The sequence below is a fragment of the Arthrobacter alpinus genome (genome assembly GCF_001294625.1).
In the GTDB taxonomy this organism is placed as follows: domain Bacteria; phylum Actinomycetota; class Actinomycetes; order Actinomycetales; family Micrococcaceae; genus Specibacter; species Specibacter alpinus_A.
On record NZ_CP012677.1, the window covers coordinates 900,880 to 917,002 of the forward strand.

The 16,123-nt window shown below is 64.1% G+C and carries 18 protein-coding genes; 15 read left to right on the forward strand and 3 right to left on the reverse strand.

The window, feature by feature from the left end:
* The 3 genes from AOC05_RS03885 to AOC05_RS20695 all read left to right on the forward strand — a co-directional run bounded on the left by AOC05_RS03885 (position 1) and on the right by AOC05_RS20695 (position 3,484).
* A complete protein-coding gene (locus AOC05_RS03885) occupies positions 1 to 1,359 on the forward strand; it encodes a M16 family metallopeptidase (protein WP_082357747.1) in 1,359 nt (452 codons plus the stop codon).
* Positions 1,360 to 1,845: 486 nt separating this feature from the next.
* Complete coding sequence (locus tag AOC05_RS03890; RefSeq protein ID WP_062005840.1) at positions 1,846 to 3,144, forward strand: DUF222 domain-containing protein; 1,299 nt, start codon at positions 1,846 to 1,848, stop codon at positions 3,142 to 3,144.
* 25 nt (positions 3,145 to 3,169) lie between these two features.
* The gene (locus AOC05_RS20695; protein ID WP_420480392.1) at positions 3,170 to 3,484 is read left to right on the forward strand and encodes a hypothetical protein; all 315 of its coding nucleotides are present in this window, start codon (positions 3,170 to 3,172) and stop codon (positions 3,482 to 3,484) included.
* Here AOC05_RS20695 and AOC05_RS03895 read toward each other — a convergent pair.
* Positions 3,459 to 3,758, reverse strand: coding sequence for a hypothetical protein (locus AOC05_RS03895; protein ID WP_062005841.1), 300 nt, complete (start codon positions 3,756 to 3,758; stop codon positions 3,459 to 3,461). The genes AOC05_RS20695 and AOC05_RS03895 overlap by 26 nt on opposite strands.
* Before the next feature lie 115 nt (positions 3,759 to 3,873).
* Between AOC05_RS03895 and AOC05_RS03900 the strand changes: the two genes are divergently transcribed.
* Complete coding sequence (locus AOC05_RS03900; protein WP_062005843.1) at positions 3,874 to 4,677, forward strand: hypothetical protein; 804 nt, start codon at positions 3,874 to 3,876, stop codon at positions 4,675 to 4,677.
* Positions 4,678 to 4,681: 4 nt separating this feature from the next.
* Complete coding sequence (locus AOC05_RS20700; RefSeq protein ID WP_062005845.1) at positions 4,682 to 4,906, forward strand: helix-turn-helix domain-containing protein; 225 nt, start codon at positions 4,682 to 4,684, stop codon at positions 4,904 to 4,906.
* Between the two features lie 32 nt (positions 4,907 to 4,938).
* Here the strand turns inward: AOC05_RS20700 and AOC05_RS03910 are convergent, their stop codons facing one another.
* Together AOC05_RS03910 and moaA are read right to left on the reverse strand one after the other, a co-directional pair.
* Positions 4,939 to 5,208 (reverse strand): MoaD/ThiS family protein, encoded by a 270-nt coding sequence (locus AOC05_RS03910; RefSeq protein WP_062005847.1) that lies wholly within the window; start codon positions 5,206 to 5,208, stop codon positions 4,939 to 4,941.
* A gap of 2 nt (positions 5,209 to 5,210) precedes the next feature.
* A complete protein-coding gene (gene moaA, locus AOC05_RS03915) occupies positions 5,211 to 6,332 on the reverse strand; it encodes a GTP 3',8-cyclase MoaA (RefSeq protein ID WP_082357750.1) in 1,122 nt (373 codons plus the stop codon).
* 117 nt (positions 6,333 to 6,449) lie between these two features.
* Between moaA and AOC05_RS03920 the strand changes: the two genes are divergently transcribed.
* The 10 genes from AOC05_RS03920 (at position 6,450) to AOC05_RS03965 (ending at position 16,040) form a co-directional block, all read left to right on the forward strand.
* Complete coding sequence (locus AOC05_RS03920; protein ID WP_230085575.1) at positions 6,450 to 8,039, forward strand: molybdopterin-dependent oxidoreductase; 1,590 nt, start codon at positions 6,450 to 6,452, stop codon at positions 8,037 to 8,039.
* Between the two features lie 354 nt (positions 8,040 to 8,393).
* Entirely contained in the window at positions 8,394 to 9,701 is a 1,308-nt protein-coding gene (glp, locus tag AOC05_RS03925) for a gephyrin-like molybdotransferase Glp (protein ID WP_062005851.1), read from the forward strand.
* Positions 9,689 to 10,219 carry a cyclic pyranopterin monophosphate synthase MoaC gene (gene moaC / locus AOC05_RS03930; RefSeq protein ID WP_062005853.1) on the forward strand — a complete coding sequence of 177 codons (531 nt, stop codon included), beginning with the start codon at positions 9,689 to 9,691 and terminating at the stop codon, positions 10,217 to 10,219. The genes glp and moaC overlap by 13 nt, the downstream gene beginning before the upstream one ends.
* Positions 10,216 to 10,716: a MogA/MoaB family molybdenum cofactor biosynthesis protein gene (locus AOC05_RS03935; RefSeq protein WP_062005855.1), complete on the forward strand. Its 501-nt coding sequence runs from the start codon at positions 10,216 to 10,218 to the stop codon at positions 10,714 to 10,716. Before moaC ends, AOC05_RS03935 begins: the two co-directional genes overlap by 4 nt.
* Positions 10,706 to 11,182: a molybdenum cofactor biosynthesis protein MoaE gene (locus tag AOC05_RS03940; protein WP_062005858.1), complete on the forward strand. Its 477-nt coding sequence runs from the start codon at positions 10,706 to 10,708 to the stop codon at positions 11,180 to 11,182. The genes AOC05_RS03935 and AOC05_RS03940 overlap by 11 nt, the downstream gene beginning before the upstream one ends.
* 41 nt (positions 11,183 to 11,223) lie before the next feature.
* A complete protein-coding gene (gene dapB / locus AOC05_RS03945; RefSeq protein WP_062005860.1) occupies positions 11,224 to 11,982 on the forward strand; it encodes a 4-hydroxy-tetrahydrodipicolinate reductase in 759 nt (252 codons plus the stop codon).
* Between the two features lie 72 nt (positions 11,983 to 12,054).
* A complete protein-coding gene (locus AOC05_RS03950; RefSeq protein WP_231687217.1) occupies positions 12,055 to 12,477 on the forward strand; it encodes a hypothetical protein in 423 nt (140 codons plus the stop codon).
* A gap of 94 nt (positions 12,478 to 12,571) precedes the next feature.
* The gene (locus AOC05_RS03955; RefSeq protein ID WP_186759242.1) at positions 12,572 to 13,378 is read left to right on the forward strand and encodes an alpha/beta fold hydrolase; all 807 of its coding nucleotides are present in this window, start codon (positions 12,572 to 12,574) and stop codon (positions 13,376 to 13,378) included.
* Between the two features lie 62 nt (positions 13,379 to 13,440).
* Complete coding sequence (gene dapA / locus AOC05_RS03960; protein WP_062005865.1) at positions 13,441 to 14,346, forward strand: 4-hydroxy-tetrahydrodipicolinate synthase; 906 nt, start codon at positions 13,441 to 13,443, stop codon at positions 14,344 to 14,346.
* Positions 14,347 to 14,348: 2 nt separating this feature from the next.
* On the forward strand, positions 14,349 to 16,040 hold the full coding sequence (locus AOC05_RS03965; RefSeq protein ID WP_062005867.1) for a ribonuclease J: 1,692 nt from the start codon (positions 14,349 to 14,351) through the stop codon (positions 16,038 to 16,040).
* Positions 16,041 to 16,123: the final 83 nt, after the last annotated feature.

The following is a 16,123-nucleotide window of genomic DNA, read 5'->3' on the forward strand; positions in this document are numbered from 1 at the left end:
ATGGCTATCACCCTTTTGCCGCTGACCTCCGCCGCCGACGGCCTGGCCTCAGCCGATTCCACACTGATCTCCGGCAAGATCGGCGGCGCCGTAGTGCGCCGTTCGGTCCTGCCCGGGGGGGTGCGGGTGTTGACCGAGTCCATGCCGGGACAGCGAAGCGCGACAATCGGGTTCTGGGTTGGTGTTGGCTCTCGGGATGAATCCGAGGGCCAACACGGCTCGACCCACTTCCTTGAGCACCTGCTGTTCAAGGGCACCCGGCGCCGTACGGCGTTGGAAATTGCTTCCGCCTTTGACGAGGTGGGCGGGGAGTCCAACGCGGCCACTGCCAAGGAAAGCACCTGCTACTACGCACGTGTCCTAGACACCGACCTGCCCATGGCCATCGACGTGATCGCCGACATGGTCACCTCTGCCGTGCTTGACCCGGCCGAGCTGGAGCAGGAACGCGACGTCATCTTGGAAGAAATCGCCATGGACAGCGATGACCCCACCGACGTCGCCCACGAACATTTTGTGGCCGCCGTTCTCGGCGAACACGCCCTAGGACGCCCCATCGGTGGCACGCCGGAGACCATCAAGTCTGTTCCGCGCGAGTCGGTGTGGGAGCATTACCAAAAGCACTACCGCCCTGAGACCCTTGTCATCACCGCTGCTGGCGGGCTGGACCACGACGCCGTCTGCGAGCTGGTTCTGGCAGCCCTGCGGACCGCGGGCTGGTCCCTGGACGACGGCGTGGTCCCGGCGTCCCGGCGCAACAGCACGGCCGCCGTCATCACCGGCACGGCAGGACTACACGTGGTCAACCGGAAGGTGGAGCAGGCCAACATCATTGTGGGCTGCCCGTCACTGACCGCCACCGATTCCCGCCGCTATGTCATGAGCGTGCTGAACTCGATCCTCGGTGGCGGCATGTCTTCACGGCTATTCCAGGAAATCCGCGAGAAGCGCGGACTGGTGTACTCCACTTATTCCTTTGCCTCCGCCTACGCCGACGCCGGCTATTTTGGTTTGTATGCCGGCTGTTCACCGCAGAAGGTAGGCCAGGTCATTGGCCTGCTGACGGCCGAGTTGGAGAAGCTAGCCGCCGACGGTGTCACAGAAGCGGAGCTGAAAAAGGCCCTGGGTCAACTCTCCGGTGGCATTGTGCTGGGTATGGAGGACAGCGGTTCACGCATGTCGCGCCTGGGACGTTCCGAGCTTGTCTCCGGCGAGTTTTTGGACATCGATGAGACCCTCAGCCGAATCCGCGCCGTCACTGCCGAGGAAGTCCAGGCGCTGGCCCGCGTGCTGGCCGCTTCGCCGCGCACCATTACCGTGGTGGGACCTTTCAAGGAATCCGAGACCTTCGGCCTGTAGCCGATTCGTTCGCCATGGCGCGGAACGTGCATACACATTGTGTGCGTGTTCCGTGCCATTTTGCTTACCCCGGGGTCCGTCCTGATGCCACGGCTGCGGAGGGGTCAAGGGTCGCAAAAATACTTATCCACAGATTTCCTTGATGTGGCACGCACCCGGTGTTGATTGTCAGAGCCAACATTTAGAATAAATGTATAAGAAGGAAGTGAAGATTTAGAACAATAGTTCTCTTCACGTTGACGGGCAGGTGGGCAGCATGATGACACCGGAGTGGTTTGAGACCATCCCCGGTGGCGGCCCGGCCCATGAGCGGACTTCGGGTTCCGCGGGTACTGGTACTGACCGGCCTGGACCTCTCGCTCCATCGTTGGCGTCAGCGGCCGGGTGCGGTGTGTTGTCAGGGGCGGCCGGGCTGCTGCTTGAACAATGTGCCGGAGCGTTTGATCCTGTGGTTTTTGCCCAGCTGGATGCAGCTTTGGCCATGAATTGGCGGATCGTGCCCGGACCCGCGCCACTGACGCAACGGCCCTCGTGGCCCAGTTTGTGCGCGAGGGCCAGTGGGCTTCCTCGCTGGCCCAATTGCGCGAGCATGAGGCGGGACCGAAGGCGGCAGCGACTAAGGCGCAGGCACTGGCGGGCATGGCCACGGTCATTGGCCTCGCCTTAGTCGGCACCCTACGCCAGCCCGGCGCGGATTCGTGCCCGCCATCAGAGCCCTGTGGCGACGCGGCTTTTGATCAAGCGGCCGTGGACGCCGTGAATGCCGCAGCGGCGGTACAGGTCCAGGCGCAGGCCGTTTCTATGGCGCAGCAGCGCCTGATCCAGGCCCGGGCTGGGGTTCCGCGGGAAAATCTGGGTCGGGGCATTGCACAACAGGTGGGCTTGGCCAGGCATGAATCCCCGCTCAGGGGCAGGCAATTGTGTGAATTGGCGACGATGCTGGTGCGCGAAATGCCACACACGCTCGCGACGTTTGCATCCGGCAAAATGAATGAGTACCGCGCCTCCATCATGGTGCGGGAGACGACGTGCCTGAGCGCCAAGGACCGGGCTCAGGTGGACTGGGAACTGTGCGGTGATGCGGATCGGGCGGGCCTCTTGGGGTCCAGACAATTGGTAGCCGCGGCAAAGAGCGCTGCCTATTCCCTGGACCCTGCGGCCGTGGCGAATCGATTCGCTATGGCCCCATCTGAACGGTACGTTTCGTTGCGCCCCGCCGCGGACGGAATGACCTTGTTGACTGCCTTGATCCCCTTGAACCAGGGTGTACGCATCTACAACACCCTTTCCAAAGTTGCCGACAGTGCAAGAGCGGGTGGCGATGACCGGGGTAAGGGTCAGCTCATGGCCGATGCGCTCATGCACCGGCTCATGCAACACGAGCCCTGTAGGCGCAACCACGAGCCCAGCAGCCGTGGTGAGTCCGGTCCTAATGACCAGGGATTGCGCGGCGGCATAATGTGCACCTCTGTGACTGAGCCCGATATTGCCCTGGCGCTGGTGATGACGGATCGGGCGCTCTTTGACGGGGCAAATGACCCCGCCGTCCTTGTCGGCTACGACCCGATCCCAGCCCCCACCACCCGCGCCTGGATCGTGGGCACCGGCGCCCATGCTTCCGCCAATGATGGGAGATCTTTGCTGCGGGTGTGGCTGAAGCGGCTCTTCACCCATCAGGCATTCAACACATTGCTGGGAATGGATTCCAAGGGGCGGCTGTTTCCCGAAGGCATGAAAGAACTTTTCGCGACTCCGGGACCAGCGATGTGCTGCCCCGTACTGTGATGCACCGATCCGCGAATACGACCACATTAAGTCCTGGGCAAGCGGCGGAGGGACCACCCTGACCAACGGCCAGAGATTGTGCACGGCCTGCTACCAGGCCAAGGAAGCGCTCGGCTGGAGCAGTAACAAGATCAATCGCCAGTCCCTTACTCCCTTGCCTTGGCCGGATCCCGGAGTCAGGGTCACCACGCCAACAGGCCACCGCTACGTCTCGATCGCCCGCCACTTCCCGGCAGTTCTCATAGTCCGCGAAAAAAAATGTAGCGAAAACAGACAACGTTGCCCAGAAAGCTACCTCGGGTCAGCAGCGCCGACTAGGGTGCGATGTCCTGTGCGCTAAGCTGTTCCACGACCCGAGTTTTGGGTCCACCAGCCAGTGCCGGAGAGGCCCCCGGAGTCGACCACACCTGAGTCTTCAATCGCCCCAGGAACTGCTCCGCTTCACCAGAGGTGACAAAATCCAGGTCCAGCACCATATAGTGATCGTCGCCGATGGGGCGGTACACGCCCTCGCCCACCACGCCGGAGGCCACCCGCCCCAGCGGATCCGCGTTGTCGGCGCCCATCCACATACCAAAGTCCTTAATGCCGTGTTCAATCTGCAAGGCAAACATTGCCCTGTCCTTTCGTGGAAACTGATGCTTTGACGGTAGGTGAGCGGGTCGACAAACGACATCCCAGAAATCTGGGGGCGGCTCCTAGCGGACCGGCAAAGCGCATACTTGAGGCATGATCAGCGATTGGGCATTGCGCAGCTGTCTGGACCGGGTCACAGCGTTAGGGGACGCGCACTTGGACAGTCACACCTACCGCGCTGGCGTGCTCGACGAGTTGCGCGCCGTCGTAGTCTATGACGCTTGGGTCTGGCCCTTGGCAGGCCCCGTGACAACGGTAGGTATGACACCGATGGCGCAGGTGCCATGTGCGGAGGAACTACCCCTGCTGATCAGCCTCAGGTACCAGACGCACATCAACAGATGGACAACCCTGCCCATCAATCCGTCCAAGGCAGTGTCTCTGAAGCGGGTGACGGGGAATGAGCTCGGCCGCAGCGAGTTGTGGAGGGACCGGTTGTCGCGCTTCGGGGTGGTTGATGTCCTGTCCGTCGCCTTTGCCGAGGGCTGGGGCCTGTGGGACTGGCTTGAGCTGTGGCGTGGGCCTGGTGGTTTCGACTTTTCCGACACGGATGCTCACTGCGTGGAGTCCATAGCAGGTGTTGTTGCCACAGGATTGCAGGAATGTACTGGCCATGAGTTTCAGTCCGGCGGCACGGGCGGCGCCGTCGTGGGTCACCGCCAGGCTGTGCTGGTGCTCGCCGACGACTTGTTCATCATGAGTCAGACGGATTCAGCCGGACCTTGGCTTGAGTTGCTGCAACAAGCACCTCAGCTACACCAGGGTGTTCCGGCCGAGGTGCTGAACGTGGCAGCCCAGCTGCTGACTGTGGAGCAGGGCATTGACGCCCACCCGGCGCGCTCATGCAGGCATGTCGGCGCCCATTGCCGTCACTGTCCTAGACTGCCTCCCCGCTGAGCGGATGGAGGTCATCGTACGCAGTTTTGCCCTTAGTCCGCGGGAATGCCAGTTGTTGGAGCTCTCCGCGGCAGGCCTAGACACGGCGACGTTGGCCCGCCGCCTGGGGATCAGCCGGTATACAGTCCAGGGTGTTTTCAAATCCCTTTTTGGAAAATGCGACGTCCAGAGTCGCGGCGCATTGTTGGCGATGGCTTTGGGGCCACTTGCACCGGCGGTCTACCGGTAGCGGCGGAGTGAGCCGTTGAGGCCTTGGGGTGGCTAACCGCCAGCGAAGGGTGGCAGGACGTCGACGACGTCGCCCGCCTGCAGGACAACCGTCAGGTCGCGGGTGGATACTTCGTTGACCAGGAAACTGCATCGGGTCAGCAGCTCCGATAGTGGGGGTGTGTGACTGGAGGCAGACGCCGGGTAGCTGTCCACGAGCAGGGCCGACAAATCGGCTAGGGTGACGGCACCGGCGGACAGGTCCACCTGCTGTTCCTCAGCGCCCGTGGCGGCCGCGGCTGCGGCGAAAAAACGTATTTTCATCCTCACCCTCCAATGGCGCTCATGCTGCGCTCGGGCTGGACAAAGTCTGCATCGCCTAGGCCCGGGTGGCCCATGCCGTGGGCCTTCGGTTTGGCCCACATGGCGTCCTGCCAGCGGGAGACGACGGCGTCGTCGTCGGACTGTGCCGAGCCGGCCCGCAGTAGGGGCAGCAGATCCACTTCCGTGCGGGAAAACAGGCAGCTCATGACCTTGCCCTCGGCAGTGATGCGGGTGCGGCGGCAGTCGGAGCAGAAAGGTTCGGTGACGGAGGCGATGATCCCCACGGTGCCCAAGAGCTCCGCGGAGCCGGGGCGCCGGACCTCGAAGCGTTCGGCCGGTGCTCCGTCGCGTGAGCGCGGATCGGGGGCCAGCTCAAAGTCGCTGCTGAGCAATTCGCGGATCTCCGCAGCGGTGATCATGCCTTCGCGGGTCCAGCCGTGGTCGGCGTCCAGGGGCATCTGCTCAATGAAACGCAGCTCGTAGCCGCGCTCGAGGCACCAAGCCAACAATTCGGCGCCGTGCCTGTCATTGATGCCGCGCAGCAGTACAGCGTTGACCTTGATGGGGTGCAGCCCGGCGGCCGCGGCGGCCTCGATCCCGGCCAAAACCTGGTCGAGGAAGGGCCTGCGCGTCAATTGCAAGAAGGCGTCGTGGTGCAAGGTATCCATGGAAACGTTTAGCCGTGTCAGCCCGGCGTCGGCCAAGGCTCGTGCCTTTTTTGCCAAACCCACACCATTGGTGGTCAGCGAGATAGGCAGTTCCGGGTGATTCCGGCGCAACGCCGCGATGATCTCCACCAGGTCGGCTCGCACGAGTGGCTCTCCGCCTGTCAGGCGTAGTTCACGCACACCGAGTTTGTTCACGCCCAAGCCCACCAACCTGACGATCTCGGCGGCGTTGAGTAGCTTGTCCTTCTTGAGCCATTCCAGGCCGTCCTCAGGCATGCAATAAGTGCAGCGAAGATTGCACTTGTCGGTCAGCGACAGTCGCATGTCTGAGGCAACCCGGCCAAACTGGTCTGGCAGGCCGGATGAGGTTCCGGCGGGCCGTGGTTGCGTGCTTGCGCTGGGCACAACTGCGGCGGGGACCGCCGGCAAACCAAGTGCTACGCGTTGGGTGTTCATGGTCCCACGCTACGCCATAGTCAAGTTTTGGGTGCAAGCCGGCACTATGTGGTGCCTGCGAAATTAGAATTGAGGCAACGGGCCAGCATGTCAAGTGGCCGGAACGGGAAGGATGCCATGGAAGCGCGTCGATTCTGGGCTGCAGCAGGGCTCGTCGCTGTGGGTGCGGGGGTGGCCGTCGGCGAGCTTGTTGCGGCGTTTATCACTCCCGCGGTGTCGCCCGTCAGTGCGGTGGGGCAAACCGTCATCGGGATGCTCCCGGGAGGGGTGAAGGAATGGGCCATCCACCTCTTCGGAACCTCGGACAAGACAGTGTTCCTGGGGTCCATGGTGGTGGTCATCGCCGTGCTCGCTGGGGCTGTGGGCTTGCTGGAGCGAACGCGCCGCGGTGTGGGCCTGCTCGGGATCGGGCTGTTTGGTGTGCTGGGAATTGCTGCCATTGCCTCCCGTCCCAACATCACGGCGCTAGCATTCGCGGCCCCCGTTGTTGCCGCCGTGGTGGGCATGGCGCTGCTGGCATGGACGGCCTCCCGTTTCCTGCGCCCCGGTCTGGTGCCAGAGCCGCCCGCTGGCGAGGCCGGCCCCCCGCGTGCGCCGGCATCCTCGGCTGCGGACCCTGCGTCCTCAACTGCGGCCCCGACGTCCCGGCGGTCGTTCCTTGCCTTTCTGGGCATGGGTGCCGCCGTCGCGATCATCACAGGAGGTGCCGCGCTCATCGTCCGCCAGTCCGCCGTCGTGGTGGCAGACCTGCGCGCCAAGGTGAAGCTGCCGAGGCCGCTCGTGCCGGCTCCGGCCGTGCCTGCCGCTGCGGTGCTCGCCACTGCCGGGATCACGCCGTGGCTCACCGACGCCAATGACTTCTACCGGATCGACACCGCCCTAGTGGTGCCCGCCGTGAATTCCGAAACCTGGAAGCTGACCGTGTCGGGGATGGTCGAGAAGGAAATCACGCTAGATTTTGCGCAGTTGCTGGCCAAGCCGATGGTGGAAATGTACGTGACCATTGGTTGTGTCTCCAACGAGGTGGGTGGGGACCTGGTGGGTAACGCCCGGTGGCTGGGTTGGCCGGTGCGCGAGCTGCTGGCTGAGGCCGGGGTCAAACCCGGGGCCGACATGGTTCTTTCCCGCAGCACCGACGGTTTTACGGCCGGCACGCCGCTGCAGGCCATGACGGATACCCGCAACGCCATCATCGCCGTGGGCATGAACGGGGCGCCGCTGCCTCTGGTCCACGGCTTCCCGGCCAGGCTCATTGTGCCGGGCCTCTACGGCTATGTGTCGGCGACGAAATGGCTGGAGGAGCTAAAAGTCACCACTTTTGCCGCCGATACGGGATATTGGGTGCCGCTGGGGTGGAGCGCCATGGGGCCCATCAAGACAGCCTCACGCATTGACGTGCCGCGCTCCGGCGCGAAGACGGCGGCGGGCCCCGTGACGGTTGCCGGGGTTGCGTGGGCGCCCGAGCGCGGCATCTCCGCCGTCCAGGTCCAGCTCGACGGCGGCCCCTGGAAAGAGGCAGAACTGGCAGTTGCGCTGAACAAGGACACCTGGGTGCAGTGGAAGGCGCCCCTGGATTTACGAGCGGGAAATCACGCATTGAAGGTGCGGGCCGTGGATGGCTCAGGCGCTGTCCAGACCGGCGCTGAGGCACCACCAGCCCCGGACGGAGCCACGGGCTACCACACGGTGAAGTTCACGGCAGGATAGGGCACGCGCGGCCAACATCATGGTGCCGTTGCTGCGGCCGCGCCCAGCCAAGCGCATGAGCCCCCTGGCGTTCGGCCAGCAGCTCGTCGAGACGGCAAGTGGACGTCCCCTGCCACCGGACGTGGCTGTTCTTCCGACACCGGTGGCACCTAAACGAGGCCTTGGGTGTCGCGTTGTATTCGCTGGCTCCCGTGGAAGGCGGCAACCGCCAGTGCCATCCAAAGAATCGTGCGGGTAAGTTTCCTGACCATCCGCCGCCTTGCCGTCGTTGCGCATGTTTCGGGTTCCTGACACCGGACGCCACTATGATGAGAGCAAAGTTGAGACGCCCATGCGTTGGGCCGGAAGGACACCATGCGCAGAACAGTTGTGGAGCATGAAATTGCCGTGCGCGAGGAATTGGCGAAAGCCTGGAACGGCCCGGACGGTGCCCTGAAGAACGACGCCGGCACCAGGGTTGTGCTGACGGAGGCAGTGGGCCGGGTGTTGGCTGCCGAGTTGTTGGCTCCCATCGATCTACCACCCTTTGCCAACTCTCAAATGGACGGCTTCGCCCTGGCGGCTAAGCCCCTTTATAGCCAACCGAAAACAGTTGATTCAGTGAAATCAACCACTTTTGTGGTGGCGGCGAGTATTCCGGCCGGAACCGCACCTGCCCCCCTGGCTCCCGGAACAGCCGCACCCATCATGACCGGCGCCATGATGCCAGACGGGGCAAACGCCGTGGTCCCCGTGGAGGCGGCACTGCCAGCGGTGTTCCCCGAAGCGGGGGAAGCCGTGTCCCTGCCAGAAACACAACCTGGTGCTTTTGTCCGGGCACAAGGCAGTGACCTGGTGCGGGGCAGCGTGGCGATAACCGCCGGTACGCTCCTGAACGCCGCACATATTGGTCTGGCCTCGGCCTTGGGCGCCACCACCTTGCTCGTACGCCGGCAGCTGCGCGTACTGCTGGTGACCACCGGGGACGAGGTGCTGCTGCCAGGGGACCCGCGGGCCGGCGACGCGCTGCCAGCGGGCAAGATTTTTGACGCCAACATGGCGCTGCTGCGCGCAAACCTCATGCAATCCGGCGTCGAGGTGGTGGTAGCGCCCATTGTGCGGGATGAGCCACACGCGCTCCTGGAGCTGCTGGACCACTACGTGATAAAAGAGGCGCTCCCCGACGGCGCATCGAGGGCCGCGGTGGATCTGATCGTCACCACTGGGGGCATTAGCGCAGGTGCCTACGAGGTGGTGAAGCAGGCCCTTGACGGGCTCGAGGTGGAGTTTGTCTCGGTGGCGCTTCAACCGGGGGGCCCGCAGGCCCTGGGCAGCTACAAAGGGGTGCCGTTCATCGGCTTTCCGGGCAACCCCGTCAGCGGTGTGGTGTCCTTTGAACTGTTCCTGCGTCCGGCCTTGACAGCTTTGAGCGGTGCACCGGCCCCACGGCCCAGGGTCCTGGCCACCTTGGCCCACGCACTGACCTCGCCAGATGGCAAGCACCAGATCAGGCGCGGCGTGTACACCGGCCCTGGCTTTGAGTCGGCTGCCTCGGTACGGGAAGTAGGGGGACCGTCCTCGCACCTGCTCGGCGCCCTGGCACAGGCCAACGCACTGATTCACATCCCCGCCGGGGTCACCGAGTTACAGGCAGGGGCAAAGGTGGAAGTATGGCTATTGTGACTGAACCCCAAACTTCCTCAGTATTAACACATTTGCGCCAAGACGGGACGGCCCAAATGGTTGATGTGTCCGCCAAAGCCGTGACCACCCGCCAGGCCACGGCCACAGGCACGGTGTCCACCACCGCCGCCGTCATGGCCCTGCTCGGTGCCGGCGAGCTACCCAAGGGCGACGCCCTGGCGGTGGCCCGCGTGGCAGGCATTATGGGGGCGAAGAAAACCCCCGAGCTGATCCCGCTGTGCCATCCGCTGCCCATCTCCAAGGTCACCGTCGATTTTGAGCTTGGGACCGGTGCCGTCACCATCCTGGCCACCGTGAAGACCCGAGGCGTGACGGGGGTAGAAATGGAAGCACTGACGGCCGTGTCCATTGCCGCGTTGAGCGTGTACGACATGATCAAGGCGGTGGACAAGCATGCAGTGATCTCCGGCATCCAGGTGCTGGCCAAGAGCGGCGGCAAGAGTGGCGACTGGACCGTGCCCGCTGCCGTCCCCGATGAAAGCGAGAGCCCCGCATGAGCGCCTGCGAACAGGCAAACTCCCTGGGTGCGGCCGGCGTGGTGATTGCCTCCACCCGTGCCGCCCTGGGTGTTTATGAGGATAAGACCGGACCCATCATTGCCGACTGGCTGAGCGAACACGGCTTCGACACCGGTGCCCCAGTGGTGGTTCCCGACGGCCCATCGGTGGGCTCGGCGCTACGGGCCCTGCTGAGCCAGCGCCCCGCCGTCGTGCTGACAAGCGGCGGCACCGGCCTGAGCCCCACGGACGAAACCCCGGAGATGACACGCCCATTTTTGGAACGCGAAATCCCCGGCATCATGGAGGCCATACGCGCCGCAGGACTGGCCAAGACGCCCATGGCCGCACTGAGCCGCGGGTATGCCGGCAGCAACGGGCGCACCTTGATCGTGAACCTTCCGGGCTCACCCGCGGGCGTCATGGACGGACTCGCGGTGCTGGACCCCATCATCAAGCACCTGTGCGAACAGTTGAGCGGCGGTAATGGGCACTAACGTCGAGGTGGTTTTCGCCCAATTGAGTACGGCCCCGATCTCCGTGGATGCAGCCATCGCCGCCGTTGAATCCGACACCGCCGGTGCGGTGGTCACCTTCAGTGGCGTGGTGCGCAACCACGACGGCGGCAAACAGGTTCAACGGCTGCGATACAGTGCGCATCCGCTGGCCCACGCGGTACTCGGTGATGTGGTGAGTAGCCTGATCGCCGGCGCTGCCGACCCAGACGGTCACCCCGTGCGCGTCTGGGTGTCGCACAGGGTGGGGCCGCTGGAGATCGGGGAACCGGCCCTGGTCTGCGCAGTGGCCTCCTCCCACCGGGCCGAGGCGTTTGACTTGTGCTCGGCACTGGTTGAACGCATCAAGGCCGAGGTCCCCATTTGGAAGGAACAGTTCTTCAGCGACGGTTCCATTGAATGGGTGGGCGCCGGGACTGTGCCGGAACAGGACGGGTCCGCTCACTGAGCTGGAAAGCAACGGCCGCGAAGGACAGTATTCTTGAAGGCATGAGTGAAATGCTGAAGGTGGCCGTGCTCGGTGCCAAGGGACGAATGGGAACGGCCGCCGTTGCGGCCATCGGTGCGGCGCAGGACCTGGAGCTGGTGGCAGCCCTGGGCCGTGGCGATTCTTTGGACCAACTAGTGAAACTAGGCGTGCAGGTCATGGTGGATTTGACCGTGCCGGACTCCACCGAAGCCAATGTGCGCTTCGCCGTGGACCACGGTATTCACGCCGTGGTGGGCACCACCGGCTGGAGTGCAGAACGACTGGGCGCGCTGGAGTCGTTACTGGCCCACCACCGGCAAACCGGAGTTTTGATCGCCCCCAACTTCGCACTGGGATCGGTGCTGGCCACTCGCTTCGCCACCCAGGCCGCCCGGTACTTCGATTCGGTGGAGATCATTGAACTGCACCACCCCCGCAAGGTTGACGCTCCCTCCGGCACCGCATTGCGAACCGCCGCGCTGGTGGCCGCCGCGCGTGCCGGCGCGGGTGTCGCGGATGCCCCCGACGCCACCGAAACCGAGCTCGACGGCGCCCGTGGCGCCAGCGTTGACGGCATCCGGGTCCACAGCGTCCGCCTGGCCGGCCTGGTGGCCCACCAGGAAGTGCTGCTGGGCAGTCCGGGGGAGCAGCTGACCATCAGGCATGACTCCTTCAACCACGAATCATTCATGCCCGGAGTGTTGCTGGGCATACGCACCGTGGGCACCCGCCCCGGGCTGACCGTTGGCCTTGACGGCTACCTTGACCTTGAAAGCTAACCCGTGAAGAAACTGCGCATCTCGAAAACAAAGATCTGGGTAGCCCTGATCTGCCTGCTGCTGGTGTTCTACATGGTGGTCATGCTGCAGCGGGCGCTCCTGCTCCTGGTCTCCCCGGAATGGGAGGCCAAGCTGCTCGGTGCCTCCTATTTTGTGCTCCCGCTCGTGGCGGGCTGGGCGCTGATCAGCGAATTGCTTTTTGGTGCACGCATGGAAAAGATGGCCAACATTCTCGAGGCCGAGGGTGCGTTGCCGGTAGATAATTTACCGCGCACCCCCGGTGGCCGCATTGTCCGCGCCGCGGCGGATGCCGAATTTGAGAAGTACAAGCTCGAGACCGAGTCGGCGCCGGAAGACTGGCGGTCCTGGTTCCGGCTCTCCTGCGCCTACGACGCCGCCGGGGACCGGAAGCGGGCCCGCAAGGCAATGCGTGACGCCGTAGCCCTCTACCGCCAATCTCTGGCCCATGGCGGGTCGGCGAAACCGGTATCCTAGCCATCATGGTTCCAGTTACTGCCCCATGTTCGGCAATGTTCGCCGTCAACAAGGACGGGCAGCTGCGCGACCTCGGACAGGCCGGGGCTCACTGATGGCGGGCATCACGCACAACCCGCGCGACGGCGTCGAACTTTCCTATGACGCGGTCGGTGAGGGTGAACCGATCCTCCTGCTGCACGGCAGTGCGCTCAGCCGGGCCATCTGGCGCGGATTTGGTTACACCAAGGCGTTCCGCGAACGCTACCGGGTCATCACCATGGACCTGCGCGGACACGGGCGCAGCGGTAAGCCGGACACCCCGGATGCCTACTCCATGAACACGCTGGTGGCCGACGCCCTGGCCGTCTTGGACGCCGACGGAGCGCCACGGGCCCACGTTGGCGGCTACTCGGTGGGTTCCCGCATTGCGTTCTCGCTCGCTGTCACCGCCCCGGAACGACTGCTGTCGTTGACAACACTGGGCGGGACGTTCCGCATCCAGCCAGGCAGCGTGGGGCAGCTGTTCTTCCCCGAGTACGACGACGCCCTGGGCCAAGGCGGGATGGCGGGCTTTGTGGCGGGCTGGGAGCGGCGCATGGGCCACGCACTGGATCCGCAGACACGGTCCGCGTTCCTGGCCAACGACGCCCCTGCACTTCGCGCCTATTTGCGTCAAACTGAGGTTGAACCGGCCATTTCTGAGGAATCTGTGGCAGCGATCACCGTCCCGGCACTGCTCATGGCAGGAACGCGGGATCCGGAACGGTTGGCGGACTCCCGGCGCGCCAGCGTGCTGATGCCCAACGCCACGCTCGTTGAACTTCCCGGCAGGGACCATGGCAGAACCTTGGTCCCTGCCCAACCCGTTCTGGAGGTGTGGCTGCCTTTCCTCGCTAGGGAGGCGTCGGCGACGTCGTAGACGGGAGGCGGTCCGTGGCGTGCGTTCCACGAAATCATCGCGGAGCAGGTAACGTTTTAGCTATGTCTGCCTCTGATGCTAGTAATCGTCCCTTTGGAACACTGGTGCCCGCCATGGTCACCCCTTTCACCCTCGATGGTGAAGTTGATTACAAGCAGGCAGCCGAGCTTGCCATCAAGCTGGTCGACGACGGCTGCGATGGCCTCGTTGTCACCGGCACCACTGGAGAAACCTCTACCCTGACGGATGAGGAAAACCTCGGCATGTTCGCCGCCGTCCTGGAGGCTGTGGGGGACCGGGCCCGGGTCATCGCCGGCACCGGGACCAACGACACCCGCCACTCCATCAGCCTGTCCCGGCGCGCAGCAGCCTTGGGCGTCCACGGCCTGCTCATCGTCACGCCGTACTACAACAAGCCCAGCCAGGCCGGCATCCAGGCCCACTTCGAGGCCATCGCCGACTCCACCGAACTGCCCGTGATGGTTTACGACATCCCGGGCCGGGCCGGCGTCGCCATCTCCACCGAGACCATCATCAAGCTCGCCGACCATCCGCGCATCATCGCCTTGAAAGATGCCAAGGCCGATTACGCCCAGACCACCCGAGTCCTGGCCAACACCGACCTTGAGGTGTACTCGGGCGACGACGGACTGACCTTACCGCTGATGGCCGCCGGCGCCATCGGACTAGTCTCCGTCAGCGCGCACATAGCCCCCCAAAAGTTCCGCGCCCTCATCGACGCCGCGGCCGCCGGGGACTTTGGCACTGCCCGGCGCCTGCACTTTGACTTGGATCCGGTCATTCGGGCCGCCATGGGACACGTGCAGGGCGCCGTCGCGGTCAAACAAATTCTCAAGTGGCAGGGAATCCTGTCCAACTCGGTAGTCCGGCTTCCCCTCGTGGAACCGGGCGAGGACGAGATTGCCATGATCAAGGCCGACCTTGCGGAAGCTGGAATGGAATTCTAGAGATGACCCAGACCACCGAGCCCGGACTGCGCACCCCGCCACCCCTGCCGCCGGGCACCCTGCGCATCGTTCCGCTGGGCGGCATTGGCGAAATCGGCCGGAACATGACGGTCTTTGAAGTGGCCGGCAAACTATTGATCGTCGACTGCGGAGTGCTCTTCCCGGAGGAGGACCAGCCGGGCGTCGACGTGATCTTGCCCGACTTCTCCTACATCGAGGACCGGCTTGAGGACGTGGTGGGCGTGGTGCTCACCCACGGCCATGAGGACCACATCGGTGCCGTGCCGTACCTTTTGCGGCTGCGCGGTGATCTCCCGCTGATCGGTTCCCAGCTGACGCTTGCCTTCATCGAGGCCAAGCTGATGGAGCACCGTATTAAGCCATCGACCCTGACCGTCAAAGAAGGGCACGTTGAGCAGCTGGGCCCGTTCCAGTGCGAGTTCATCGCCGTCAACCACTCCATACCGGACGCCTTGGCCGTCTTCATCCGGACCGCTGGCGGCACCGTTCTACACACCGGCGACTTCAAGATGGACCAGCTGCCCTTGGATGGCCGCACCACCGACCTGCGCCACTTTGCCAGGCTGGGCGAGGAAGGCGTGGACCTGTTCCTGGTCGATTCCACCAACGCGGACGTCCCCGGCTTCACCACCAGTGAGGCAGAAATTGGACCAACCCTGGAGGCATTGTTCGGCAAGGCCGCCAAGCGCATCATCGTGGCCAGCTTCTCCTCCCACGTGCACCGCGTCCAGCAAGTCCTCAACGCCGCCGTCATGCACAACCGCAAGGTCGCGTTCGTGGGCCGCTCCATGGTGCGCAACATGGCCATTGCAGCGAAATTGGGTTACCTGTCCGTTCCGGCCGGGGTGCTGGTCGACATGAAAAACGTGGACAATCTACCTGACAACAAAGTGGTCCTAATGTCCACCGGGTCACAGGGTGAGCCCATGGCTGCCTTGTCCCGCATGGCCAGCGGTGACCACAAGATCGCCGTCGGCAAGGGCGACACCGTCATCCTCGCCTCCTCGCTGATCCCCGGCAATGAGAACGCCGTTTACCGGATCATCAACGGCCTGCTCAGACTTGGCGCCGACGTCATCCACAAAGGTACAGCCAAGGTGCACGTCTCCGGGCACGCCGCCGCTGGCGAACTGTTGTACTGCTACAACATTCTCACCCCCAAGAACGTCATGCCGGTCCACGGCGAGACCCGGCACCTCATTGCCAATGCCAAGATCGCGCAGTCTTCAGGGGTGCCCGTGGAGAACATCCTGCTCACAGAGGACGGCTCCGTCATCGATCTGGTCGATGGCACGGCCCGCGTTGTGGGCCAGGTCGAATGCGGTTTCGTCTACGTGGACGGCCACAGCGTCGGGGAGATCACCGATGAAGACCTCAAGGACCGGCGCACGCTTGGTGATGAGGGCTTCATCTCCATCATCACCGTGGTGAACCGCTCCACGGGTAAAATTGTCACGGGCCCGGACATCCACGCACGCGGCGTGGCGGAGGACGATTCCGTCTTTGACGAGATCAAGCCGAAGATCGCCGCCGCCCTGGAAGAAGCCGTCATGGCCAACACCGAACACACCACCCACCAGCTCCAGCAGGTGGTGCGCCGGGTGATCGGCAGCTGGGTCAGCCGCAAGCTCCGCCGCCGGCCCATGATCATCCCGGTGGTCCTGGAAGCGTAGCTGCCGTAGACGTACGGGCAGCACTGCCGTTGAATTTGCACGGAGCCGCCCCGCCCCAAATCCGCTGGTTTAGGCGTAAATTC